Genomic DNA, 25,267 nt, shown 5'->3' with positions numbered 1-25,267 from the left:
TTTTTGTAAAAAAATCTATACTTAAAAAATGGCGCTATACAGGTTCAGGATTACTTTTGAAGACTATGATGATGTGGTAAGAGAAATCGACGTAAAGTCGAACCAAACATTTGAAGACCTTCACCGGGCAATCCATCAATCAACAGGATACAATCCTGAATATTCTTCGTCCTTTTATATCAGCAACGACCAGTGGATAAAGGGCGAGGAGATTACCTTTATGCCCAACCAGAAAAGAATTGACCGTAAGGTTGCCCTTATGGACAAAGTAAAGCTGTTAAGTTATATTGACGATCCGCACCAAAAATTTTACTATACCTTCAACTTCGACCGCCCCTTTGATTTTCACGTTGAGCTAATGAAAATTATACTGGACGAAACACCAGGTGTTACTTACCCGGCGGTTATTAAATCAACCGGCGAAGCTCCAAAACAGTTTGGCAACGTGCTTAACGTACCTGTTGCAGCACCCGAAGGCGACGATTTCGACTTTTTGAACGAAATGGCCATCGGTGAAGAAGATGCCGAGGACTTTGAAGAAATTAGCGAATCGGCCGATGAAGATATCGTTCCTAAAGTTGCCGTAGATGATGAGGAAGAAGAAGATGAATTCGGCAGCGAATTTTCTGACGATGAAGGCTTCGACGACGACAGCAAACTTTCGCACGGCGACGATTATTAATTTTTAGTCCATGGACCATAGTCGATAGTCCATAGATTTAACATTTTTCGATAAACGTATTTCTACTATGGACTATGGTCCATCGACTATGGACTCCTCAAAAACCCTCATCGTCATTGCCGGCCCCACTGCTTCGGGTAAAACTGCGGCTGCTATTGAGGTAGCCAGGCATTTTAAGACCGTGGTTGTTTCTGCGGATTCGAGGCAGTTTTATCGCGAAATGTCAATTGGTACTGCAAAGCCTTCAGCCGAAGAGTTAGCGGCGGTTAAGCACTATTTTATCGATTCGCTTTCTATAACCGAAACTTACACCGCAGGCGATTATGAAAAGGAATGCATGGAACTTTTGACAACGCTTTTTAAAGTTCATGATGTTGTGGTATTGGCAGGTGGCTCTGGCCTATTCATTAAAGCAATTTGCGAAGGTTTTGACGAGTTCCCGGACGTCGACCCCGAAGTGCGGAACAGGCTAAACAATGAACTTGATGACAAAGGCCTGATTTATCTCCAGGAAAAATTAAAAGCCGCCGACCCGGATTATTTTGAACAAGTGGATATCAACAACCCTCAGCGTGTAATCCGCGCTTTGGAGATATTTGAAAGTACGGGAAAACAATATTCATCATTCCGCAAATCAGCCGGTAACAAAAGGCCTTTCCGTATACTAAAATTTGGATTAAACCTGCCGCGTGAGGTATTATACAATCGAATTAACAATAGGGTTGATTTAATGGTTGAACAAGGCTTAATTGACGAAGTAAAATCCCTCCTGCCCTACCGTCATTTAAATGCCTTGAACACCGTAGGGTATAACGAATTGTTTGACTATTTTGACGGGAAAGCTGATTTACAAACTGCAATTGCACTTATCAAACAAAACACCCGCCGCTTTGCCAAAAGGCAAATGACCTGGTTTGGGAAGGATAAAGAGATTGATTGGCTGGATGCAGGTAGCCATTTAGCAGATACGATAGTCAATTCTATACATTAAACCCTATAAATCACGTCATTGCGAGGAACGAAGCAACCTCTGCACATGCTAATCATGGAGCGAAAAAAATGTGGGATCTGCCAGCCCGGCTGCCAAGTTCCCACATATATATATTTCGTGAATGTCCTATGTAGAGATGGCTTCGTTCCTCGCCATGACGGTACGGCTTTAATCCAGCAGCGTCTGCAAATAAGCCCCGTAACCACTCTTGGTGTACTTGGCTACCAGCACCTTCAATTGCTCGTTATCAATAAATTTCTGTCGCCAGGCAACTTCTTCAATGCAACCTATTTTGGTTGCTTGTCGCTTTTCAATAACCCTTACATATTCTGAAGCATCACTTAATGAATCGAATGTGCCGGTATCAAGCCAGGCCGTTCCCCTATCCATTACACCAACATGCAGGTTGCCCTGCTCCAGGTACCGTTTGTTTACATCGGTAATTTCATATTCTCCGCGGGGCGATGGCTCCAGTTTTTTGGCGATATCAATTACACTGTTATCGTAAAAATAAAGACCAGGTACGGCATAATTTGATTTTGGTTTTGCCGGCTTTTCTTCGATAGATAAAGCTTTAAAATCCGAATCAAATTCTACTACGCCATATCTTTCCGGGTCCGCAACAGGGTAAGCAAAAATAGCAGCGCCGTCCACATCGTTAAAGCTGCGGATTAGCTCTGTAAAACCTGTACCGTAAAATATGTTATCGCCCAAAATAAGCGCTACTTTGTCGTTACCGATAAACTGCTCACCTATTACAAAAGCCTGGGCAAGGCCGTTTGGTTTTTCCTGTATGGCATAATTAAAGCTGCAACCAAGTTCCTCACCTGTTCCAAGCAAGCGTTTAAAGCTGTCACTGTCTTCTGGCGTGGTGATTATCAAAATTTCGCGTATGCCGGCCTGCATTAAAACCGATAGCGGGTAATAAATCATCGGTTTATCATAGATGGGCATCAGTTGCTTGCTTATTGCCCTGGTTATGGGATAGAGCCTGGTGCCCGACCCGCCTGCTAAAATTATTCCTTTCATGGTAGAATATTGGGGTTATTTTTGAAGTTTACCTACGCAATTTACAAGGCTGTCTCTCCAATACGGTATTTCTATATTAAATGTTTGTTTTGCTTTGCTTTTATCCATTACCGAATATGCTGGCCGCGTGGCCTTGGTTACATATTCGTCGGTACGAACCGGTATGGCTTTTACCAGTGTGCCCGATATATCAAAAATAGCCCGCGCAAAATCAAACCACGATGTTACACCTTCGTTGCTATAGTGATATGTGCCGTAGGCTTTACTATCTGCCGAAATAATCATTAAAATAAAGCCAGCCAGATCGATAGCGTAGGTCGGCGTGCCAACCTGGTCAGCTATAATCCTTAGCTCATCCCGTTCTGCACCAAGTTTCAGCATCGTTTTTACAAAATTGTTTGCAAATTCCGAATACAGCCAGCCGGTTCGGATAATGAAATACTCTTTCAATACCGCAGCAACTGCTAATTCACCGTCGAGTTTTGTTTTCCCATAAGCGCTTATCGGGTTGGCTGTATCATCTTCTTTAAGCGGATGGGCAACATCACCTTTAAAAACAAAATCTGTGGATATGTGAATCAATACTGCACCGTTTATGTCACACAATTTCGCAATGTTTTCGGCCCCGGTTTTATTAACTTTTTCAGCAATTTTAAACTCATCTTCCGCTTTATCAACAGCGGTATAGGCTGCACAATTAATAACCCAACCAGGTTTGTACTGGTCAAATATTTTTTCAAGACCGGCGGTGTTTAAAATATTGGCGTCTTCCTCGGGCGGGAAAATCAATGTTGTTATTTGCTTTTCGGCCGCAACAGCTTTTATGCATTGCCCTAATTGACCCGAAGCGCCGAAAACCACTATATTTTTCATATCAGAAATTCTTTTTTGCATAAAAACCAAACGCTTACAGGTAGATTAAGCCGATAAGGTAATGGTGTTTATGGCTGCAAATATGTCACTATATTTCAAATCAGAAGCAAAAATTAAATATTCAGCTTGCTGAGACACTATCCCGGATAAATTCAGCCGCGCTTCATTACTTTTTTTGCTGCCTTTATCAAAATGGGCGGTACAATATCAAGCACCACGTCCCTGAACGTCAGTGGTTCCTTTACTATATCATCTTTCATTTTTGCGCGACTAACAAAAACAGTACCGTGAGTGCGGTCGCTTATTTCGCTTTTGGGGCGCCCGTTTGAGTAATAATAAAACGCCAGTGATTTTCTGCTCCTGTCCGGCGGACAGGTAAGCGGATCCGGGTGGCCGTGGTATGAAAAATCTGTTGTCGAAAAAATAGCTACCCTGTTAAATACCGGCAATACTTTTTTGCACGATTTGCTCATGTTTTTATCCCATAGCTCAAAATGGCCGCCGTAGCTTTCCTCCCAGTCTTTGTTCAGGTAAACCAATAAATTTATTCTGCGGTCAAGTTTGGTAAAATCGTGTTTATTAAAATCAGCATGCACTTTCAGCAGGCCGCCAGGCTTAATTTCGTGGTACCCGCCGCCGACAAAATATGGGTCGGGTAGCAGGGTTTCTTTTATTCCCGTAAGCTCCTGTAAAAACTCCAGCACCGGCTGCGAGTTTAAATAATGTGTAAACGATTTGGTTATATCGCTAAAATATTTCTCGCCCTTTGCCTCAAATTTCTTTTCGTTGTGGTTATTGTAGGAAATAACCTCCTTTTTTTGCGATAAATCCGGAAAATCGGCCAAAACCTGGTTTAAAACTTCCTCGTTAAAAAAATTGTCAAACACTATACTGGGGAACGGGCTCGCGTTGAGGTATTCTTCGCTCTTATCAATCCCAAGCTGTTTCAGGTCTTTTATTTCCGGGTTAAGGTAGTTCATACGGTAAATTTAATAATTCACGAATATAATTATTTATCCAACGCATAATTAAGCAAATGTTCAATGCGCCAACCGGTATCATTTCTCCATCATTAAACCGTATTTTTACGGGTAAATTAAGTTAAATTTGCCTGCAATCCGTACCACTTGAAACAACGCGTAACTAACATTTACAATAAGCTAAAGGCGACTAACATCATAGCCAATTTCTTAAATTTAAGTAGCATCCAAATTTCAAATATGTTGCTATTGTTATTGCTTATCCCCATCATCACGCGCATTATCGGTATAAAGGAATTTGGCATAATAATGTTTGCCAGCAAGTTTGCACAATTAGCGGGTTCTGTTATTAATTATGGTACCGGCCAGTCCGGCGTAAGGGATGTAGCGTTTTATTTAACCGATCAAAAAAAACTGGGCACTGTATTTTACAATAACCTTTTCATTCGTGTAGTTATCTTCGTGCTTTTTATAGCGCTATTATTTAGTCTGCAATGGGTTAATGTTGATTATTATCCCTATATCCTTTTATCAATACCTATAGCTTTAGCAGAGGTATTTAACCCCTTATGTTTTTTCATCGGCGCCGAAAGGCTGAAGTTGTTTAATTTATTAAACATGCTTTCAAACGTAGCTTCAATTATAGCCATTTTGATTTTTATTAAAAGCCCGCACGATGCTATTTGGGTAAATTTTATACTGGGCGGGGCCAATACAATTACCTACATCGGGCTGCTTGTTTACTTTGCCTCGCAATACGGGTTGGGCTTTAAATTACCATCGCGGCAGGAAATGCTAAAAATTGGGAAAGATAACTCTTACCTCACTATCAATAACATCTCGGTTAACTTGCAGCAGTCTATCATCATATTTGCCATGCCGCGCTGGGGTTATGCAGCACTGCTCGGCCCTTATACTTTATGCGATAAAATCATCGGCCAGTGCCGGATCCTGCTCATTACCGTGTCGAACGCTATTTACCCAAATGCGGCACGCTTATTCCAGCAAAGTACCGGGTTATGGAATATCTACCGCAAAAAAACAAAGTACCTGCTGGCCGCCGTTTTCTTTGCCGGCTCTATACTGATATTTATCCTTGCCGATTTTATCGTGTTTGTATTATCAAAAGAACACAACCCTACCGCTGTTTTAATTTTAAGAGTAATGGCCTTTGTTCCTATAATGTCGGCGCTTAATGTGTTAAACGTGCTCGACCAGCTTTTAAAAAACAACACAGTTTATATTTTCAGGATCGCGGTTTATCTTTTTATATTAACGGTAGTTGTTGCGTTTGCGCTGGTCAGCATCGGCGGGACCCTGGCAATTGGCGCATTTACCCTGATAATTGAAACAAGCGCTGTACTGATGTACGAGTATGCCATAAAAAAACCATATACCCAAAATGGATAAGCCGGTAGCCGTGATATTGCTCAACTGGAATACGCCTGTGCATACGGCTAATTGCATCGCTTCGCTCAAACAGTATTGCGATGGGGCTTTGTTTGATATTATTGTGGCCGATAATGGCTCTGCTGACGATTCTTTATCGACATTAAAAAAACAATATCCGGGTTTAATATATATTGATAATCAACAAAACCTCGGCTTTGCCGAAGGCAATAACAGGGCGCTTATATACAGCATCGATAACGGTTATACCTATTCGTTGGTGATGAATACTGATACAGAAGTTGACAGCAACCTGGTTAGCTGCCTGCTTCGCCACATGGATAGCCATCCCGAGGTCGCCGCTGTACAACCCGCGATTTACTGGATGCACGATAAAACCCAAATCTGGAACGGTGAAGGGAAATTCAACCGATTTACCGGCAAAACTATATCCGACCTTTCTGTGCCCGGTGCCAGTGCATTAAATACCTTTAAAAAAGCCGAATGGGTAACCGGTTGCTGTATGCTGCTCCGTAATTCGGCACTGGCGAAAAGCGGATTGTTTAACAAGCAGTTCTTTTTATATTTCGAAGATGTAGAACTTTCGTTCAGGCTGCGTGATTCTGGTTTCGAGGTACATTACCTCCCATCATGCAAAATGTACCACGAGGCGGGAGTGTCTGCAAAAGTAGCTGCACCAAAAAAAGAAGGCACTTTAAGTCCGGTTATTCACTATTATACCAGTCGTAACCATATCTGGATATTAAGACGATATGGCAACCCGTTGTTGTACCCTGTTTACCTGGTTTACAACGGTTTTTACTACCTGGCGTTGCTTGGGTATTTGTTGTTGCGCCGCCGTACGCAAAAAGCAGGCTTTTTAATTAAGGGGTTAAAAGAGGGAGTTTTCACGTCAAAAAGCCTAATTTGGCCTTTGGGGAGTCAAAAGTCTTAAGTCCAGAGTCCAAAGAAAAGACTATTGACTACAGACTCAGGACTTCTGACTAAACTACAATTTATAACTGAAACGATACACGTAAAAAAGGATGTTATTCATATTTCCGCTCATTTTCCTTACTTCATTTTTTGTCGCCTGCCGTGAGGTGGTGAAAGGGAATTTGCAGGGAATATTGGTGTTCTTCATTTTCGGCCTTTCCATGTACACCACGGCAATGTCGGTTGCCTTTTTGCTCGGTCTTAAAGATTTCATTCCCATATTTCAATATTTTAAAGAAGTATTGGTATTAAGCGTGCTGTTTTTAAACATCATATCGCTGCAATACCGGCCACGGCTCCATTTAATTGATTATGCAATACTTGCATTTTTAGGCTACACATTTATTTACGTCATATTGCCCATTGGTGAACAAGGCTTTGTTAACAGGCTGATGGCGTTTAAAAGCACATCGTTCTTCGTGGTGGTATATTTTACCGGGCGCCTGATGGATATCCGGGCGGTATACGTAAGTAAATATTTCAATTATATAGCCTTGTTAACCATTGCCGCAGGCTGTGTGGTACTTACCGAGGTAATTTTTAACCAGCACCTGCAAAGCAAAACCGGCTTTGCCGAATACGTTTACTATTTCTTCAACTTCGAACCCGGCGGCGATTTTGGCTTGAGCTGGACATTTCAATCCGAAGGAGGATATAAACGCTTCGCGAGCTTTTTTGCAAACCCGTTGGAGCACGCTTCTGCAACCCTGTTGGCTTTGGCCGTTATCATAGCGTTATTTAACCGCGAGGATAACAAGTTTAAGCCTAATGGCGTAGGCATGCTTGCTTTGGGTGCATCATTCCTTTCAATTGTATTTGCGTTATCGCGGGCACCCTTTGTAAGCTATTTTGTTATAATTTATGTGTACGCTTTAATCACCAAAAAGAAATACATCACTTATACAGTGCACGCTGCACTTGGCGCCGGGGCCGCGTACTTAATTTATTTATTTACAGCTTTTGGTGTACAAAAAGGGGGCATTACAGAGGTGATAATGAACACCATCGACTTTAGCAATCCATCGAGCGTTGGCCACCTTTTGGAATGGGCCGAAGGGCTGATGGCTATGATCGAGAAACCTTTAGGCCTGGGGCTGGGTACATCGGGCCGTGTTGCGGGCAGCCTTGGCGAAAACGTGGGCGGCGAAAACCAATATATAATAATAGGGGTCCAAGCTGGTATAATTGCCTTATTTTTATACTTGTGGATTTATATCATGCTGATAAAAACGAGCCTAAAATGGCTACCACATTTACACGGGCGGGAAAAGAAGGTTTGTATGGCTGTTTTACTAATAAAAGTTGGGTTCTTTATCCCACTGTTAACGTCAGAAGTGGAGTCATCATCGTATATATCTTACGTAAATTGGTTTTTATGTGGCTTATTGATGAGTATTATTATGAAACCCCAAACGGCACAATTATATCCGGCAAATGATGATTGAAAAGCTGATAAAAACATTAAAAAACGACCCCAATTATAAGTGGGAAAGCCCCCATTCATCAAGGGATTTATTTAGCATTGCCTGGATAAGGCTGATACAGGTTACCCGTGGGCTGTTTTTAAAGCTGTTTTTAAAAAAGTCAAAAGGGTTACTTTTCAGGGGAAGTCATGTTAAAGTGAGGCATGCCTACAAGATAACTGCCGGTAAAAATTTGATACTTGAAGATAATGTGAGTGTCAACGCCCTATCTGAAAACGGCATCAGCTTTGGCGATAACGTTTCGATCGCCCGCGATTCGATACTGTTTTGCACCGGGATAATTGCCTACCGTGGTAAAGGTATTTCTATTGGCGACCGAACAGGCATCAGTGCACGGGCCTATTTTGCAGGCCAGGGCGGTATAACCATTGGCAACGATGTGATAATGGGGCCAAATGTGCAGGTGTTCTCAGAAAATCATCTCTACAACGATATGAGTCTAACCATAAAGGAACAAGGCGTGACAAAGCAGTCGGTAAGCATTGGCAATAATTGTTGGGTCGGCGCCGGCTCAACCATATTGGCAGGCGTTACTATTGGTGATGGCTGCGTAGTTGCAGCGGGCAGCGTTGTTACTAAATCGTTCGCTGCAAATTCAGTGATTGCGGGCGTGCCTGCCAAGCTGATAAAAACCAGGGGAGAAAATTAAATGCCGAAACCATTAACCATAGCCGTTGATGTGCGCGATTTGCAGGTGGCCAAAACAGGCACACGCACCTACCTTGAGGAACTTTGTAAAGAATTTAAAAACATGGAAAGCGGCGAGATCCGTTTTCATTTTATCGACACAAGCATTCCTGTTTACGCCGGTAACAATAAACTACTAAAATATATTGAGCACGCCAGATACCAGTTGTGGAAGCAATTGATTTTACCGTTAAAAGCATTTTTTAAAGGTTGTGACATTGTTTTTTGTACCGACAACTGCGTTCCGATAATTCATTTAGGGTATGAAACCGTCCCTGTCTTTCATGATGCTTTTTGTTTTGAGTCGCCAAAAGCTTATGGCAAACTGTGGCTATGGCTGTATATGAAAACAGCGGTGCCCGCTGCGAAAAGGTCGCCCTTTGTAATTACGCCGAGTGCATGGTCCAAAAAGCAAATTCATCATTTTACCGGCATCGACCATGAAAAACTGGAAGTAATATATGAAGGGCCGAAAGAGTTAGCTACCACAGGCAATTCTCAGAATGACGAATTGTTATTAAGCAAATTTGGCTTAACACCACAAAAATACCTGCTGCACGCCGGTTCAATGTTTAAACGAAAAAACATACCCGCGCTTATTGAAGCATTTGCAAAAGTTAAAGCTTCCAACTATCCCGATTTAAAGTTGGTGCTCGCAGGCCCCACCCCTGCCAATATTTTCGACAGTGATTACAAATTGATTTTAGACGCTATTGAGATTAACAGCATTAGCGACGAGGTATTACTAACCGGTTATTTAACTGATAGTGACCTGGGTGCACTTTATCAAAATGCGCTGTTGTATGTTTTCCCGTCAACAAATGAAGGTTTTGGTATCCCTGTCCTCGAAGCATTTAAAAGTAATTTGCCCGTATTGGTAGCAGATAATACCTGTCTGCCCGAAGTTGGCGGCGATGCTGTACTGGAATTCAATCCTTTTGATATTCAGGATATGGCGGCAAAGATCAAAAGCGTTTTAGATGATCCTGAATTACGTGAGGACATGAAAAACAAAGGAAGAGAACGCCTTAAATTATTCTCGTGGCGTAACACGGCGTTTCAACTGGTTGAAGTGTTTAAAAAGGCTATTTAGGACTCTGCAAAAACTTTTACGTGTTCATCGGCAACCATTTCCCAGTTAAATACGCTTAACGCACGCACCTGCGCTTTCTCCGCAAGAGCAAGCATTTCGGAATGATTTGCCTCACAAAAGTTTATTTCTTCGGTTAACGATTCAATATTGCCTTGCTTAAACATACGGGCGGTATCTAAAACTGCATATTGGTTTTCTTCAATATCGCTTACTATAAGCGGCACGTTAAGCCCCATCACAGTTAGCACTACCGGCGACAAACCCTCTACATCAGATGGCTGGATATAGCAATAAGCATTTTTCATCAGCGTATTTACATCATCGCCATAAACATAACCGGGGAATATTATTTGCTCATTTGCCATATCGAGCAGTTCCTTTTCGTATGGTGAAGGGTTGGGTGAACCGCCTATAAGTACCAGCTTTCTTTTTGAGTTCGATTTCTTGAATGCAGGTATAAGATAATGGAGGCCTTTATCAGGGATAAAACGGCCAACAAATAAGTAATAGCCGCCTTTTTCAAGGTCATGATTGTCCAGTATTTCAGTGCTGCCGTTACCCGGTTCAACCTCGCTGCCAAAGGGTATAAACTTAAATTGCTTATTAAATTTTGCTTCAAAAAGTTTTTTAGCAATTACGTTATCAAATATCACCTCGTTGGGTATGTGTGCGGTAATAAACGACGAAAGCTTTAAATATAATTTACCGTACCAGGGCCATTTATCGCGTTTCCAGTCTACCCCATCCTGGCTGATAAATACTTTTTTACCAAACAGGCGCAACGGCAGGGCCCATATGCTGTTGCCTCCGTTTTGTATATGCACAATATCGGCGGTGTTATTTGCAATAATATCCCAGGTACATTTAAAGGAGTGCAGCAGTGTATCGAATCCCTTTCTGGGGGTAGTTTTAAAGGTTTTAATCTTTACACCCTTATATTCATCTACATCAACAAAAACGTCTGGGTACTGGCGATTATAGGCCACAACGCTATGGCCCCTGGTAACAAGTCGCGGAAAAAGTTCTAAAGCAAATTTATCAGCGCCGGCAGCACCTTTCGATGGCGGGACCGACCGGAAACCGAAGGCAGCAATGCGCATTATGGCTGGTAGTAGTTATAAAGTAATGGTATCTTCTTTTGTCGAATAGATATTTTTTTCCTTCAAGTAGTCAACATAGTAGTCATCAATATACTCGCCGAGTGCGATCTTCCAGTCGCGCATAATATTCATGTTCCTCAACTCAAGCTTTTTATTGATCAGGCGCTCTGACGGCGGCCTTGGTGCAAAATAGGTATCTTTAAAGTAGCTTGACGAAACTTCGTGGAAGGTAACTTCATTTTCGAGGCCCAAAATCCTAACCAGCTCCTCAGCCACCTCAAGCCTGCTGGTTTCGCCGTTACAAACCAGATTGTACAAGCCCCAATATTCTTTTTCAATCAGCAGCTTAACATTTTTGGCAAAATCAACCGTAAAAGTTGGCGTACCATCTTTGTCGTTTACAATATGCAAGTCGCGTTTACCGCCAGCCAATTGCTTAATTATCTTGTTTATAAACTTTTTGTCTTTATAGGGCCCACCGCCCATCATCCATCCTGCCCGGCAAATAATGTAGCGCTTTGCATTTTCTCTCACATAACGTTCACCCATATACTTTGAACGTGCGTAGTGGCCAAGCGGATTAGGCTCGTCCCAATCGTCGTAAAAGTCCTTTGTACCGTCAAAAATACCGGCAGTGCTAATGTATAATAAAGGTATATCTATGTTGTTAGCTATGAATACAGCATTTTCAACAGCTGTAGTATTGGTAAGGTAGGTATCGTCTAAATTAAGCTCGCAAAACTCAAGGTCGGTGTAGGCGCCAAGGTGAAAAAGATAGTCTGGTTTAAAAGTCTCAACTTCTCTCTTATATTTCTCAAAATCGCGAAAATCCAAAAAGCTAAGCCATTTTTCATTTACATCCTTATCTGTGCACTTAACTTCATACTCATCTTTAAATATTCGATAAAAAGCTTCCCCAAGCATTCCGCCTGCGCCTGCAATGTAAATCTTTTTCTTCATATAAATGTTAAAACCATAAGGTAGAATCTGGTAGTTGATTCAAAAGTGTGACGGGATAGATAGTCTTCACTTTCCAAAATTAACTTTTTTTGCCTTACCAACCAGATTATTTTTTTTAAAACTGTTAAAAAATCGATAAAATAATTCAAATACTTTGGCTTTTAGTATAATTAGATAAAATTTTAGCAACCAAAATACCAATTAAATACGGGTATTATAACCAGCGGGTCGTCCAAAATGCTTTATCGGAAGTCTATACAGCGTGGAAAATCTAAATCAATTCGATACAATGCGGGTCAACATTGTTTAACCGAGTTAATTTTTAGGGTCATTTTCATGACCTTACCGGGTAAATAGCGGCCCGTTATTAATGTAAAATTGTCCTCCAAATTTTAAACTTCTAGTTTTATCGTACTAATATCATTTAATACAGGCATCTTTGAATTTTGTTTTATTTAAGTTAAAAAATTATTCGGAATGAATATTCTTGTTGTTAATTGGGCGTGGTATCCGACCGGAGGTGACTGGACTTATGTCGAAAATGTGGTTAATATTTACCAGCAAAAAGGACACAATGTTGTGCCATTTTCTATGAAAGATGACAGGAGCCTACCTTCGGAATACAGCAGTTACTTTATCGAAAACATCGACTACAAAAAAGTTAACAAACGTAGCATATCCGCCGGAGTAAAAGTGGTAATGAAAAGCATATATTCATTTGAAGCCCAGGAAAACCTTGAAAGGCTGCTGAATGATGTTAAAATTGATTTTGCCCATATCAATGTTATCCACCATTATATCACCCCAACTATTTTAAAAATCCTAAAAAAACGAAATATTCCCATCATTTGGACCTTGCATGAATATACACCCATTTGCCCGGATAGTATTTTTGTAAGCCATGGCCAGGTGTGCGAAAGGTGCTTTGGCGGTAAATTTTACAACTGCATTACCCATTCATGCAAAAAAGGTTCATACCTGGCAAGCACGGTGGCTGCGCTTGAAAACTACGTTCATAAATACCTTAACTATTATGCCTACGTAGATTATTTTGTTTGCCCGTCAATTTTTCAACTTGAAAAATATAAGCAATTCAATTTTTTTAATGATAAGCTGGTACAAATTTATCACGGCTACGACTATGCTGAAATTGAAAGGGTAAAGCTGATGCCAGCGCAAACAACCGAAAAGTATATAATTTTTGTAGGCCGGCTGGAGCGGATTAAAGGCGCGCATACCTTATTAAAAGCGATGCAATCTTTCCCCCATATCAAGCTTAAAATAATAGGCGACGGCACCCAGGAAGCGGAATTAAAAACATTAAAAACTGAGCATCAGTTAAACAATGTCGAGTTTTTAGGAAAAAAAAGCAAGTCAGAAGTTTTACAAATTGTTAAGGGGGCTGATTTTTTGATCTGTCCCTCCGAGTGTTACGAGGTTTTAGGATTCACTGTGGTTGAGGCTATGGCGCTGGGCAAACCAGTAATTGGAGCCCGCATTGGCGGTATACCCGAAATGGTTATTGATAATTATACAGGACTGCTGTTTGAACCGGGCAATGCCGCACAGCTGGCCGAACGAATCAAAGTCTTGTACAATAATGAAAGCCTTGTTACCGAAATGGGAAAAAATGCACTCGGGCATATTAACAAACTTATAAACAACAAAACGCACTACGAAAGGCTTCAAAAACTTATCCCCGGCTTGTAGGCAAATTGTCCCCGGCAATTACCAGGGATACTTTGTAACCACTTTATTTTAAAAACCAGCAAACCAAGCCGCTCTCGTTTTGTTAACGCTGCGTATCACCACAGGCTTGCTATTTATGGTATTTCACTGATTTAATATTTTATATTTGCAACGCTAAGCTTAACTTCAATTTTTACATGCGGATTAAATACTTATTCTATATTTTATTGTTTGCCTTAACGGCCTTTTCAACCAGGGTAACAGCGCAGGATGTATCACTCGCAAATATCCAAAACATAAAGGTTGGCGCTTTGAGCGATGAGCAAATAACAATGGCCTGGAAAAAATTACAGGACTCCGGCGTATCTGAACAGGACGCTTATAAAATACTCATTCAAAAGGGTATGCCTGCAGGTGAAGTTGATGCCTTTAAAAACCGTGTAACGTTGCTTGGCCTCAACAAAAAAACAGGAACAAAATCTACCCAGTCAACTGAAAAGAAAAAGATAGATTTTTCAAGGGACGAGAATGACACGGTATTAACCCCAAAAGCAAATACGGCTGTCCCAGCTCCTGCCAGCACCAATGGCTTACGTGTTTACGGAAGCGATTTCTTTAACCAGACCAGTTTAAGCTTTCAGCCAAATTTTTCCGTTGCAACGCCTAAAGGCTATGTGATAGGCCCGGGCGATGAATTGATTGTACTATTAACCGGATTGAATGAAAGCAGCGTACGCTCGAAGGTAACACCAGAAGGAAATGTTCAGGTACCCTATGCCGGTATAATTTATGTAAATGGTTTTACTATTGAGCAGGCCACAAAACTTATTAAAACCAAAATGACCAGGGTTTACCCTGCCTTAAACTCCGGCCAAACACAATTAGCTGTAAACCTTGGTAATACCCGCAGCATCAAGATTACATTGGTGGGCGAAGTGAAGACCCCGGGGTCATATACACTATCGGCGCTTTCAACTTTGTTTAATGCGCTATACAACTCAGGCGGCCCAAATCAAAACGGATCGCTAAGAAACATTGAGCTGATAAGAAATAATAAAGTATACAAAACGGTCGACTTCTACGCATTTCTTCAGCAGGGGCTGTTGGATGGCAATATAAGGCTCGAGGATCAGGATGTAATCCGCATCCCGGTTTACAAAAAGCGCGTTGGCATTAGCGGCGAAGTAAAAAACCCCGCTATTTATGAATTAAAAGATAACGAACAGTTAGACGAGCTTATAAAATATGCAGGCGGCTTTACTGATGTAGCCTACAAAGGCATTGCCAAAGTAGACCAAATTAATGCGCTGGAACGCGAGGTTAAGGACGTTCCGGCAAACTTGTTTGCAAACTACATACCCCATAATGGCGATTTAGTACAAATAGGAGCCATTACTAACCGCTACACCAATAGAATAGTACTCGAAGGTGCGGTTTACCGCCCAGGCGTTTACGAGCTTACTGCGGGCTTTACTTTAAGCGCGCTGCTAAAAAGTGCGCAAGGATTAAAGCCAGAAGCCTATATGGAACGCGGCTATATAAAAAGAACTATGCCAAACCTCGAACGACAATTGATATCATTTAACCCTGGCGACGTGGTCGCCGGCAAAAATGACGTTGCTTTGTTACGCGAAGATTCGGTGACGGTGCTTAACCGCGATGTTTTCACATCAAACCAAAAAGTCGTTGTAGATGGTTTTGTACGGAAGCCAGCAGTTTTTACATACCGCTTTGGATTAAAGCTAGCTGATGTAATTGCGATGGCTGGCGGGTTTGCTGACGAAGCAGCCGACCACCATGTTGAGATATCAAGAATTATAAAAAACGAATCAGACACAGTAGCCAATAAATTAGTAAATACTTTTGTTGTAAATATGGATAGCCCGGAGGCCGGGAAGGACATTGAATTACAGCCGATGGATTTTATCTACGTGCCGCGCCTGGTCAACTATCGCTCCTTAGGAAACGTGAGCATTAAAGGTGAGGTGGTGTTCCCGGGCGATTATGCGGTTCAAAAACAGGACGAATCGGCGCTTGATTTTTTAAACCGGGCCGGAGGTGTAACGCCTTACGGTTCGCTGCAAAATGCCCAGGTTTTCAGAAAAGGAATACGGGTAAATGTTGATCTTACCCGGAAGGACGGTAATAAAATTGAAAACAGCAATATGGTATTAATGCCGGGCGACAGTGTTTATGTTCCGAGGGTTATCTCGTATGTTGAAGTATCGGGCTCGGTAAACAACCCGCAGTATATAAGTTATAACGGCAGCAGTTTTAAATACTACATTAATGCCGCCGGTGGCACAACTGAAAAAGCAAGGTTAAAGGGTGCTTACATTAAGTATCCCGATGGTTTAAACCAACCTGTGCGGCATTTTCTGTTCTTTCGCAATTATCCATTAGTAAAACCCGGAAGTAAGATCATAGTGCCTGAAAAAACGCCAGATTCCCGTATTAAAATAGGCGTAGGAGATATTGGCAGCATAGCTGCAGCGTTAACTGCAATAGTTAGTATTATTGCCATTTTACATAAATAAGAATGAGCCAGGAAAATCCACCATATCCTTATGAGCCCGAGTTTTCTATAAAAAAGGTACTTCAAGACCGTGTTGCGGATATAGCTTATATTTTTCAGTTTAAAAAAACTTTGGCGCTGGCTTTAATTGTTGGTGGCCTTGCGGGCGCATTAACGGCCTGGTTGTGGACACCATCGTATACTGCCCGACTGACATTTGTTGTGGATGATGCTAAATCATCAGGCAGCGCAGGTGGCCTCTCGGCACTGGCAGGTCAATTTGGATTCAATCTCGATGGCCTTGGCGGTGCGAGCGGAGTATTAGCCGGCGACAATGTTGAGGAATTGATAAAGAGCCATAAATTGATAAAAGCTACACTTTTAACTGCATACGATAGCACGCAAACCCTTGCCGACCGCTATGCTGCGGTAAACAAACTTGATAAAAAGTGGCTTAAATACAGTCCTGATGGTAAGATAACGCGCTTCCCGCTAAACGGTAAAAACAATACGCGCCTTCAGGACAGCCTGCTGCACGAAATGACCACACTTATTTTATCAGGCGAGTTTGGGATTGATAAAACCGATAAAAAACTTGGTTTCTTTGAAGTAAATGCTACTATGAAGGATGAAAAGCTGGCTCAACTGTTTTGCACCAGGATGATTAAACAGTCAACTGACTTTTTTATCACCACTAAAACAAAGCGGCTAAGAAATAATGTGGAGCGACTGCAGCAACGCGCTGACAGTATTGGTGCTATTTTAAACCATAAAACTTACGACTTATCCAGTGCAAACCAAACATTGCTTGATGTTAACCCAGCCTATACAAAGGCATCAGCCAATGTTGACATAAAAGAGCGTGACAAGATTGTTCTGTCAACCGTTTTTTCTGAAACAGTTAAAAACCTTGAATCAAGCAAAACAATGCTAGCCCAGGAAACACCAACCGTTCAGATAGTTGACGAACCTGAATTGCCGCTTAAGAAAAACAAACTCAAATACTCTATTGCCATATTAAGTGGCTTGATAATTTCAGGATTATTATTCAGCTTTTACATACTGGTAACCCGGAAAAAAAGGGCCTAAAACCTATAAGTTGCTCCTATTATCGCGTGAAGGTTATAGACTGTGTTATGCGGAATATAATATTGTTGCGACGACGGGTCGTAATCTTTTAAAAACCATTCATAGTTTAATGATTTCACTTCTTCAATTGTAGCATTAAATATCAGGTTTTTATAATTCCATTCGCCTTGCAACGCAAATGCAAAATCAACCCATTTCCTGCTATTGCCGTTTATATCTGCAAGTGACGCGCTAAAGTCGGCGTTGTGTTCGTAGCGTTCAAGCCTCACCCCCAGTTTTTTCAGCCCTGAAACCCAACTTACATCCATCGACTGGAGATTACCCCCTGAACCCGTTCCAGCTCCTATAACTTGTCCTTTATTGGTTTGGCCTTGCTTTACACCAGAATGCACGTACCATCCTCCTGCCCCTCTTACTAACCTATCCACAGTTTGCGAAAGCTGGGTTATCTCTCCGCTTAATAAAATATGCTGGTCTGCATGAGTACCAAATGGAAGCATTTTGCGCAACCCAAATATGTAAGCGCGGGAATGATCTGGCGATCCTATAAAGTCCCTGAAATTATATGAATTATCGTTTAAGCCATATTCAAAATAAACTTCGGCCTGTGCTTTTGTAAACAGCCATCTTGCGTACAATGAGGTGAGCTGATCACGGGGAATTGGGTCTCCATCATTGGTGCTTTGTTTTTGATATGGAAAAAAGAAAGGGACATACTCACTAAGTGTATTAATATCTTTATGATATGCGTCAAAAGTCCTGGTTAGTCCCAGTGTCAATCCTTCAACCCACTTTATATGATAATTAATGTTAACGCCGGTATAATATCTCCAATCATTGGTTTTTGCCCGTACCAGGTTGGCCCCCGTTGAGGTAGTAGTAGTTAATAATGGCGGAAAGTTTGTAGCATCCAAACGTGCAGCAATAACCTGAAACTCAAACGATCCAACCGGGGTATTTATCGGGCGTACGGTGTTAATTGTAAAATGTTTAAACCCTGGGGCATTATTACCCAGGATCAACGAATTACGGATACCCGGCCCCCACCATAGATTTTCATTTGACAGTCCGATTGACACCGGGTCGAAGGTTAGTCGGATACTGCTTTGCCCTAAAAATGCTTTGCTATAGGCTTTATTTCCAAAACGTTCCGGGTTGTCAATGTAATTGTAAAAAGCATAGTATTTGATCAACTCCTTGTCTGAATGGCCCGAAGCAAATCCATTAAAAGGCGGGTTGCCAGCATAAACAAACTCAGGGCGGAATTGGATACTTAAAGGGCCGTACTTTACAAATATTCCGCCACTTACCATAGTTTGATACCCTTTGGCTGGTATCATCGCCCCATCGTTCCAACCGTACGGATGGTCAGAATTAAATTGCTGTTGCCAGCTAAACGGCAATATTTGAAACGATCCGGCACCATTGGCAAAACTAACAGGACCCGTGGGTGTCCAATTGTCATTTTTTAAAGTGGTGTCGGGATCGTATACATTATGCCTTTTAAACGCCACGCCTGGAAAGAGTGGCCGTATGGTAAACGACACATTTGAGTCGACCTTTCCAAGTAGCTGCATCCTGCGATAATAATCGTCAAGAGCAGGTGTGCCAACCGGAACGGACTGAGCATTTACCTTGCTTTTTAACAAACCGGTAAAGGCTAACGCCATGCTTAATATAAAAAATATCTTTTTCATCTGTAACTTTAGCTGTTAAAACCTGTATGTAACGCCTGCCTGAATTTGTAAATTAATTGCATTGGCACCATTTGTAAAATATGTATTGCCGATCTGTTTTAAGTACCATTGATAATTTAACGATTTTATACCCTGTATCTTAACGTTAAATAACAGATTATTATAATTCCATTCACCATTTGCTGCAATGCTCAAATCAACCCAGTGCCTTCTGAAATCATAACTGTCATAGTAGGCATAATAATAAAAATCGTTATTATGGATATAACGTTCAAACTGCAGTCCGATCTTTTTAAGCCCTTTTACCCAGCTTACCTCCAGCGTTTGTAAATTTCCGCCCGGACCTATGCCGGCACCAAGTACTTCGCCATAATTAGTATAACCCTCTGGTATGCCCTTGCTTGTATACCACTCATCCCCAGCTTTAATTTTATCGATAGATGTTTCCTGCAATTGAGTAACCTCCACTCCTATCAAAATATTTTCTTGTTTTGCAGTATTAAAAGGTACCAATTTTCTTATCCCAAAAATGTACGCACGCGATTCGCTCGGGTTTAATTCAGCCTGAGTTAGATCGCCTGTATAATTGTTATGCCCCCATTCAAAATAAATTTCAGCGTTTTCCTGCGGCCATAACCAGCGCATAAATAGCGAGCTTCGCTCATCCTGCTTATTGATCGGCTCATCAGGCGCCCCAACTTTCTTTATTTGCGAAAAAAGAGGCAGGATGCTTTTAATACCATTTAAATCTTTCCCATAGGTCTGTGAACTCTGGTCAAATCCCAGGAACAAACCTGGAATCCATTTTGGCTGCCAGGTAAGCACAATTCCCGCCAGGTATCTCCAATCCGTGGGCTTCGGAACGTATAAGTCGGTACCAAAATAAGTATGTCCCGGTTCCAGGGGTGGGTAACCCGAATTATTGAGTTTCCCACCTATGAGTTGCCCTTCAAACGAACCAATTGCAGTTTTTATCGGGCGTGTGGTGTTTAACGTTGCGTGTAAAAAGCCCGGCGCCGTATTGCTCATTAAAAGCGAGTTGCGGATACCCGGCCCCCACCACAAGTTTTCGGTCGATAAACCGAGCGACATCGCCTTATAATTTACCCGTATGCTACTTTGCCCCCAGCGTACCCTATCATACCCTGAAGTACCAAAACGAGCTGGTAAATCAATATTATTGTAGATATCATAGTAGCGGGCGAAGATTACATCATAATGACTGGGATTAAATGTTACAAAATCTGAGTTTGCAGCCATCAAAAACTCCGGTCTCAATTGTATTGTCAGAGGACCGTATTGCGCAAAAACACCTGCGCTTAAAACCCCCTGCAATCCTTTGGCCGGTATCATTATACCATCGTTCCATCCGTAGGGATGATCGGAATTAAATTGAGTTTGAATGCTTACTGGTAATAACCGAATGTCTAAAGCATTTTGTTTTGCGGGTTTCCACAGCCTGCTTGAACCAAACCCAGTGTATTTTTGTGGCGTGCTGTCAGGATAAAATATATTTGTGCCCCTGGTTATGCTGCCGGTAAATAAAGGCCGAACTGTAAACGATACGCTTGAGTCGGCAGTTCCAAGGAGTTGCGCCCTTCTGTAATAGTCTTCGAGCGCTGTTGTGCCAACAGGCAAAGTTTGCGCCTTAGCGCTAAATTGCACAAAAGTTGCTAGCGCACATATTAATGCAAGCTTCAGGATCTTCATAAGGTAATTGCTTTAACATTGATATTATCTATTGACCAACTTTCGTCACATTTTGGATCGATCGTGTTCGATTGAACAAGTTTATCCAGGCACTTTAGCACTAATGTTTTTTCAGAATGTTTAAAGGTTTTTGAAATCTTGTACATTGTGGTGCCATGGGTGCTGCTTGCCCAACTACAGGCACCGGGCAAATCGGTCCTGAACGCCCCGGTTTTCGGGTTGTTATAGTTATTGGGATAATCCAGTGGATACGACTGCGGGGAACAGAAATTACCTGGTGAACAGTCGGAATTTGAAAAGGTAGTGTAAATGTAACGGCTGTTATCTACTATCATTTCCCAAATGTCTGGTCCATCAGGAGCAGCTTTATTTCCGTCCCAACTATCGTGAATATACAAATCAAACGAAATGGTAATAAGATCGTGATTAGGCAGGCTTTTTAGTGACAGGGTAAAACTGGTGTCATTATATCGCCCTAATACCGAGGAATTATTAAATTGGGTGATCGTGCCATTGGTTATGTTCGACAGATCGTTGGTTTCAAAATCATTATGGTACACCACCGTCTCGTTACTAACAGTGCTTTTGTTGCACGACCCAATAAAACAAAGAGGGATGATGAAGAGTAATATTTTTTTCATATGGTAGCGTTACGTTTAATATCTAATTCCTCAAAATTAAATTTTCGTTTTTCAATTGGTGTACTAGATCCACTTTCGCTTTAGCGCATGGAACATCAGTTTCCATGGCCTCAGTTGCTTTATCTTCCACCATTGAGGCGTTGCTTATATGCCGCCGTTTAGTAAACGAATGAGGCTTGTATTTTTCAAACAAATACCGCGTATTTTTCGTCTCTTACGTTTCCAATAAACGCGTCAATGCCTTTTTCAGTATGTTTTTCTTCAATTCAGAGTACAGGGATAAACTCCAACGAGTTTATCTGATAAATTAATCAAATAGTCAAGAGCTTACTGATAAAAAGCTGATTAATAAATCGACAGTAAAAACTATCCAGCGAACTACCATGTTTATTTGTTTAAATAACGGGAATCAATTAATGTCAAATTAATAAAGCTATAAATTACCCGAAACTTCCTCAAGCTAATTCAACATTCAATCAAATTCCATAGCGAGCTGACTATTAATAGCTACCCGTTTATTATGACAAAAGTAACAACCTTAGATCGAATTTCCACAAATATTAAACAAAGGCTTGATAATTTTCAAAATTAATAAAATATTGTACTCTTTAAGAGTCGGGTTTAAACACATTTTTCAGTTTAACTAGCTTTAAAAGGCTAACAAGTAAGTAACTTAAGGAAATCAGAAGAAAAGAGGCTTTAATGATTACCAATAGGACGGCTGCATAAACTATGTGAGTAAAATCAGCAAACCTGGCCAACCAGCGATTATCTACTGACTTTTTTTATTCAAAAAGCAAGTAGTCTATTCATTAAACTATATTGTTATACAGATTTTGTTTATATCCCTATTCCACTTAGAACAGTTTTTATCGTCAGGAATATTATCTTAACATCGAGGAAAAAGTTTTGATTTCTGATATAATATAGATCGTATTTATGTTTCCAAACTCCATCTTCGATGGATGCTCCATACGGGTACTTCACCTGCGCCAGACCAGTTATACCAGGTAATATGCTGTGCCTGAATTCATAGAACGGAATTTCATTAGTCAGCATCTTAATAAATACGCTTCTTTCGGGGCGCGGCCCGATCAGTGACATTTCGCCTCTTAGAACATTGATTAATTGAGGAATCTCATCGATACGTGTTTTTCTCAAAAAACTACCTACCCTGGTGACACGGGGATCTATCTTTTGAGCCCATTGAGCACCTTTGCTTTCAGCATTGACCCTCATCGACCGGAACTTTATAACTTTAAACTCTTCATTAAATTGCCCAACCCTGGTTTGTATGTAAAAAATCGGACCCGGAGATTCAAGCTTTATGCAAATAGCTGCAAGTATAGATATAGGCAACGTCAGAATAATTAACACAATTGCATGAAAATAGTCGGCGATTCTTTTTAAGGCTACCTTCCGGGTGTTTCTAAGCACCGAAAAATCATCCTTACCTATAAAATAATCCCAGTCTAATAAATCAACTTCAGTATAGCCATTTATTTCCTCCAGAAAATCAATCAGCGAATAGGCTCTAAACCCGTTCTCGATGTAATTTATTAAGTGAAGTTTATCTAAATGATTAATTAAATGACTTTGATAGTATAAAATTATTTTCTTATTAAAAGAAAACATTTTCCGAAGCTTAACCGGCTTGTTCTTAATTAGTTCCAACAACATTTTGCGCACCTTGAAGTGCTGGCTTTCGGGACAAAATACTTCTATTTTATTAAACTCCATTTCAATCTCGAAAAATGAAGTCTTATCATTAGTTAAATTTCTGCTGTATAATTGCGTAATCCTTGCTTCAACCAATTCCATGTTTAAAATATAAATTTTTCTATAGGTGTGTTCTTCTTATCTAGTATAAATACCTATTGTTAAAAAAGGTTTTATTTATTCTAATTAAAAAACTATAAATCCTTATTTTCTGCTGAAAAGACAACTTTTTATGTCCTATTGCAATAGATCTAGATTCGGCAAAGTTAATAACTAAAGATTTAATTAAAGACTATTTTGTTAAATTAAAATGTTCGTCGTTTAACATTTCGGAGTCATCATATCAAATCATTGTTCTCAAATTGTGTTTCTATATCGTTGACACCGAGAAATTAACGCCAGTCGACGTTTCTTTTTTATGACATGTGTAAAACATGTTCCAACCTACTTTTCCTGATCAATTACTAACATATATCTATGATTTTCTGCTCTCTTGCCGAACATAAACACAATCCTTCTCCTATACGCGGGGTTTCCGATTTTCGCTACATGTACATGCGAAAAATTTTCAATCAGAAAAAGTTTACTTATCATACTGTATGCGGGCTACTCGAAGGGATAAAACAAATAATCTAATTAATTTATTGAATTGAAAATATCTATCATAATATGATTTCGAAAGGTACGGCGCAAAAATAGCTTGTAGTTATCCTAGCATGACAATTTTAGTTATCTAACGATATTGTTATATAGTTGCATTACCGGCGAAAATTACAGCATCACCGGACTTGCGAGCTGGCGCTATACCTAAAACATCATGAATTTCTAGTCTTCGCAATATTTCCTTGAATAGGCATTGAAACTAACAATGACAATTATGAAAAAATATTAACAATAATTTAATTAAGGGGGGATTAAGGTTTTGTTATAGCGGCTAAATACCTTCTTAGACTATTTCAAATAGTTCAGCAATCCAGCCTCTTAGGTGGTACTTTTTCAAAATGTTGTCGCTTACCGGCATGAAGGGGGCAAGTAAAAATTGTTTGTCAATAACTGGGTTCAATCTGTCTATGATCAAAATGTTGTTTTTATTGTAAAAATCATAGTTTACTACATCAGCATTTGTTGTGATAAGTTTTCGCCCGGAACCTAATACCTCAAATGTCCTCATTGTTAAGCCTAATTGGCCTGGATGATTAATATCTAACACGGCTTTCGACTGTTGAACCAATTCTGAATTGTTTTTGTGAGTGAGGGGACTGAATGATATATTTCCATAGCTAACGTTTCTGAAATCCTTTTCAATAATTTTTTTTGCCCAGAAAAGCATTTTACTCCCCAGAAAAAAGTACTCTTTAATAATAAATTTGTCAGAAAATTGATTTCTAATCTTGTCCAGGAGTTTATACCGGTCGGTGTGGGCCGTTCCAATGAAAAGCAAATCATATTTTAACTTCCCGTTTCCTTTTGCTGAATACAAGTCAATATAAAACAGCGGTCGCAGTTTTAATCCGAAATTTTGCGCGTCCCTTGGATCAAATGTAAATTTGTTGTCAAAAAACGGCATTAATTCTGCGGTGGTTTTCCTGTTTTTAAATGAATCCCACATATACAAAATAAATTTCGCGCCTGGTAACCCAATTTTTAATTGTCTTAAGCTAGTAACAGAAATCGCCTCAGGGTTTAAGAAAAACACATAGTCAAAATGCAGATTATCTATTTTTATCTGTTCAATAATGGCTTTATAGTAATTGAAGATTTTTTTTTTGATGAAATTTTTATTGATCCGTATAAGCGCCTTTGATAGGAAGTTATTTGAAGGGCGATCATCATACCATTTAACAGTTGCTCCAAACTCTTCGAGCACTTTTTTTATTTCGAGTTCATAGCCGAAAAATTTCGGACAAAAAAATAAAACAGACTTTCCGCTTAAATCCTTCATA

The 25,267-nt window shown here is 40.5% G+C and carries 20 protein-coding genes; 10 read left to right on the top strand and 10 right to left on the bottom strand.

Features of this window, described 5'->3' with window-relative positions:
* Window positions 1-28 precede the first annotated feature (28 nt).
* Window positions 29-682, top strand: coding sequence for an IS1096 element passenger TnpR family protein (locus tag NAF19_RS10305; RefSeq protein WP_252789958.1), 654 nt, complete (start codon window positions 29-31; stop codon window positions 680-682).
* 67 nt (window positions 683-749) lie between these two features.
* The gene (gene miaA / locus NAF19_RS10300) at window positions 750-1,673 is read left to right on the top strand and encodes a tRNA (adenosine(37)-N6)-dimethylallyltransferase MiaA (RefSeq protein WP_252789957.1); all 924 of its coding nucleotides are present in this window, start codon (window positions 750-752) and stop codon (window positions 1,671-1,673) included.
* 168 nt (window positions 1,674-1,841) lie between these two features.
* Here miaA and rfbA read toward each other — a convergent pair whose 3' ends face one another.
* The 3 genes from rfbA to NAF19_RS10285 form a co-directional block, all read right to left on the bottom strand.
* Window positions 1,842-2,702, bottom strand: a complete 861-nt coding sequence (gene rfbA, locus NAF19_RS10295) for a glucose-1-phosphate thymidylyltransferase RfbA (RefSeq protein WP_252789956.1) — start codon at window positions 2,700-2,702, stop codon at window positions 1,842-1,844.
* Between the two features lie 15 nt (window positions 2,703-2,717).
* Complete coding sequence (rfbD, locus tag NAF19_RS10290; protein WP_252789955.1) at window positions 2,718-3,575, bottom strand: dTDP-4-dehydrorhamnose reductase; 858 nt, start codon at window positions 3,573-3,575, stop codon at window positions 2,718-2,720.
* 152 nt (window positions 3,576-3,727) lie between these two features.
* Entirely contained in the window at window positions 3,728-4,555 is an 828-nt protein-coding gene (locus NAF19_RS10285) for a 2OG-Fe(II) oxygenase (RefSeq protein WP_252789954.1), read from the bottom strand.
* Between the two features lie 147 nt (window positions 4,556-4,702).
* Here NAF19_RS10285 and NAF19_RS10280 point away from each other — a divergent pair, with 147 nt between their 5' ends.
* From NAF19_RS10280 to NAF19_RS10260, 5 genes are all read left to right on the top strand, one after another.
* A complete protein-coding gene (locus tag NAF19_RS10280) occupies window positions 4,703-5,965 on the top strand; it encodes an oligosaccharide flippase family protein (protein WP_256484263.1) in 1,263 nt (420 codons plus the stop codon).
* Window positions 5,958-6,899 carry a glycosyltransferase family 2 protein gene (locus NAF19_RS10275; RefSeq protein WP_252789952.1) on the top strand — a complete coding sequence of 314 codons (942 nt, stop codon included), beginning with the start codon at window positions 5,958-5,960 and terminating at the stop codon, window positions 6,897-6,899. Before NAF19_RS10280 ends, NAF19_RS10275 begins: the two co-directional genes overlap by 8 nt.
* A 91-nt stretch (window positions 6,900-6,990) precedes the next feature.
* On the top strand, window positions 6,991-8,385 hold the full coding sequence (locus NAF19_RS10270; RefSeq protein WP_252789951.1) for an O-antigen ligase family protein: 1,395 nt from the start codon (window positions 6,991-6,993) through the stop codon (window positions 8,383-8,385).
* On the top strand, window positions 8,375-9,073 hold the full coding sequence (locus NAF19_RS10265) for an acyltransferase (protein WP_252789950.1): 699 nt from the start codon (window positions 8,375-8,377) through the stop codon (window positions 9,071-9,073). Before NAF19_RS10270 ends, NAF19_RS10265 begins: the two co-directional genes overlap by 11 nt.
* Entirely contained in the window at window positions 9,074-10,204 is a 1,131-nt protein-coding gene (locus tag NAF19_RS10260) for a glycosyltransferase family 4 protein (RefSeq protein WP_252789949.1), read from the top strand. It begins immediately after the preceding gene.
* Here NAF19_RS10260 and NAF19_RS10255 read toward each other — a convergent pair.
* Entirely contained in the window at window positions 10,201-11,304 is a 1,104-nt protein-coding gene (locus NAF19_RS10255) for a glycosyltransferase (RefSeq protein ID WP_252789948.1), read from the bottom strand. The genes NAF19_RS10260 and NAF19_RS10255 overlap by 4 nt on opposite strands.
* Before the next feature lie 15 nt (window positions 11,305-11,319).
* The gene (locus tag NAF19_RS10250) at window positions 11,320-12,264 is read right to left on the bottom strand and encodes an SDR family oxidoreductase (protein ID WP_252789947.1); all 945 of its coding nucleotides are present in this window, start codon (window positions 12,262-12,264) and stop codon (window positions 11,320-11,322) included.
* A 477-nt stretch (window positions 12,265-12,741) separates the two neighbouring features.
* Between NAF19_RS10250 and NAF19_RS10245 the strand changes: the two genes are divergently transcribed.
* From NAF19_RS10245 to NAF19_RS10235, 3 genes are all read left to right on the top strand, one after another.
* Entirely contained in the window at window positions 12,742-13,974 is a 1,233-nt protein-coding gene (locus NAF19_RS10245) for a glycosyltransferase family 4 protein (protein ID WP_252789946.1), read from the top strand.
* 176 nt (window positions 13,975-14,150) lie between these two features.
* Window positions 14,151-16,490: an SLBB domain-containing protein gene (locus NAF19_RS10240; protein ID WP_252789945.1), complete on the top strand. Its 2,340-nt coding sequence runs from the start codon at window positions 14,151-14,153 to the stop codon at window positions 16,488-16,490.
* A gap of 2 nt (window positions 16,491-16,492) precedes the next feature.
* Window positions 16,493-17,557, top strand: a complete 1,065-nt coding sequence (locus tag NAF19_RS10235) for a hypothetical protein (RefSeq protein WP_252789944.1) — start codon at window positions 16,493-16,495, stop codon at window positions 17,555-17,557.
* Here NAF19_RS10235 and NAF19_RS10230 read toward each other — a convergent pair.
* The 5 genes from NAF19_RS10230 to NAF19_RS10210 all read right to left on the bottom strand — a co-directional run bounded on the left by NAF19_RS10230 (window position 17,554) and on the right by NAF19_RS10210 (window position 25,266).
* The gene (locus NAF19_RS10230) at window positions 17,554-19,254 is read right to left on the bottom strand and encodes a capsule assembly Wzi family protein (protein WP_252789943.1); all 1,701 of its coding nucleotides are present in this window, start codon (window positions 19,252-19,254) and stop codon (window positions 17,554-17,556) included. The genes NAF19_RS10235 and NAF19_RS10230 overlap by 4 nt on opposite strands.
* Window positions 19,255-19,269: 15 nt before the next feature.
* Window positions 19,270-20,964 (bottom strand): capsule assembly Wzi family protein, encoded by a 1,695-nt coding sequence (locus NAF19_RS10225; protein ID WP_252789942.1) that lies wholly within the window; start codon window positions 20,962-20,964, stop codon window positions 19,270-19,272.
* Window positions 20,961-21,605: a hypothetical protein gene (locus tag NAF19_RS10220; RefSeq protein WP_252789941.1), complete on the bottom strand. Its 645-nt coding sequence runs from the start codon at window positions 21,603-21,605 to the stop codon at window positions 20,961-20,963. Before NAF19_RS10220 ends, NAF19_RS10225 begins: the two co-directional genes overlap by 4 nt.
* An 840-nt stretch (window positions 21,606-22,445) precedes the next feature.
* The gene (locus tag NAF19_RS10215) at window positions 22,446-23,426 is read right to left on the bottom strand and encodes a sugar transferase (protein WP_252789940.1); all 981 of its coding nucleotides are present in this window, start codon (window positions 23,424-23,426) and stop codon (window positions 22,446-22,448) included.
* 844 nt (window positions 23,427-24,270) lie between these two features.
* Window positions 24,271-25,266 carry a WaaS/CpsH family glycosyltransferase gene (locus NAF19_RS10210; protein WP_502213788.1) on the bottom strand — a complete coding sequence of 332 codons (996 nt, stop codon included), beginning with the start codon at window positions 25,264-25,266 and terminating at the stop codon, window positions 24,271-24,273.
* Between the last annotated feature and the right edge of the window lies 1 nt (window position 25,267).

This window comes from Mucilaginibacter flavidus (assembly GCF_024055575.1).
Classification (GTDB): Bacteria; Bacteroidota; Bacteroidia; order Sphingobacteriales; family Sphingobacteriaceae; genus Mucilaginibacter; species Mucilaginibacter flavidus.
Note: the sequence above shows the minus strand (reverse complement) of the source record. Positions and strands in the feature narration are given on the sequence as shown.

What these genes read in the sequence shown, in the direction of transcription:
- NAF19_RS10305 (WP_252789958.1), top strand. Translation starts at nt 29, where the DNA reads ATGGCGCTATACAGGTTCAGGATTACTTTTGAAGACTATGATGATGTG.
- miaA (WP_252789957.1), top strand. Translation starts at nt 750, where the DNA reads ATGGACTATGGTCCATCGACTATGGACTCCTCAAAAACCCTCATCGTC.
- rfbA (WP_252789956.1), bottom strand. Translation starts at nt 2,702, where the DNA reads ATGAAAGGAATAATTTTAGCAGGCGGGTCGGGCACCAGGCTCTATCCC.
- rfbD (WP_252789955.1), bottom strand. Translation starts at nt 3,575, where the DNA reads ATGAAAAATATAGTGGTTTTCGGCGCTTCGGGTCAATTAGGGCAATGC.
- NAF19_RS10285 (WP_252789954.1), bottom strand. Translation starts at nt 4,555, where the DNA reads ATGAACTACCTTAACCCGGAAATAAAAGACCTGAAACAGCTTGGGATT.
- NAF19_RS10275 (WP_252789952.1), top strand. Translation starts at nt 5,958, where the DNA reads ATGGATAAGCCGGTAGCCGTGATATTGCTCAACTGGAATACGCCTGTG.
- NAF19_RS10270 (WP_252789951.1), top strand. Translation starts at nt 6,991, where the DNA reads ATGTTATTCATATTTCCGCTCATTTTCCTTACTTCATTTTTTGTCGCC.
- NAF19_RS10265 (WP_252789950.1), top strand. Translation starts at nt 8,375, where the DNA reads ATGATGATTGAAAAGCTGATAAAAACATTAAAAAACGACCCCAATTAT.
- NAF19_RS10260 (WP_252789949.1), top strand. Translation starts at nt 9,074, where the DNA reads ATGCCGAAACCATTAACCATAGCCGTTGATGTGCGCGATTTGCAGGTG.
- NAF19_RS10255 (WP_252789948.1), bottom strand. Translation starts at nt 11,304, where the DNA reads ATGCGCATTGCTGCCTTCGGTTTCCGGTCGGTCCCGCCATCGAAAGGT.
- NAF19_RS10250 (WP_252789947.1), bottom strand. Translation starts at nt 12,264, where the DNA reads ATGAAGAAAAAGATTTACATTGCAGGCGCAGGCGGAATGCTTGGGGAA.
- NAF19_RS10245 (WP_252789946.1), top strand. Translation starts at nt 12,742, where the DNA reads ATGAATATTCTTGTTGTTAATTGGGCGTGGTATCCGACCGGAGGTGAC.
- NAF19_RS10240 (WP_252789945.1), top strand. Translation starts at nt 14,151, where the DNA reads ATGCGGATTAAATACTTATTCTATATTTTATTGTTTGCCTTAACGGCC.
- NAF19_RS10235 (WP_252789944.1), top strand. Translation starts at nt 16,493, where the DNA reads ATGAGCCAGGAAAATCCACCATATCCTTATGAGCCCGAGTTTTCTATA.
- NAF19_RS10230 (WP_252789943.1), bottom strand. Translation starts at nt 19,254, where the DNA reads ATGAAAAAGATATTTTTTATATTAAGCATGGCGTTAGCCTTTACCGGT.
- NAF19_RS10225 (WP_252789942.1), bottom strand. Translation starts at nt 20,964, where the DNA reads ATGAAGATCCTGAAGCTTGCATTAATATGTGCGCTAGCAACTTTTGTG.
- NAF19_RS10220 (WP_252789941.1), bottom strand. Translation starts at nt 21,605, where the DNA reads ATGAAAAAAATATTACTCTTCATCATCCCTCTTTGTTTTATTGGGTCG.
- NAF19_RS10215 (WP_252789940.1), bottom strand. Translation starts at nt 23,426, where the DNA reads ATGGAATTGGTTGAAGCAAGGATTACGCAATTATACAGCAGAAATTTA.
- NAF19_RS10210 (WP_502213788.1), bottom strand. Translation starts at nt 25,266, where the DNA reads ATGAAGGATTTAAGCGGAAAGTCTGTTTTATTTTTTTGTCCGAAATTT.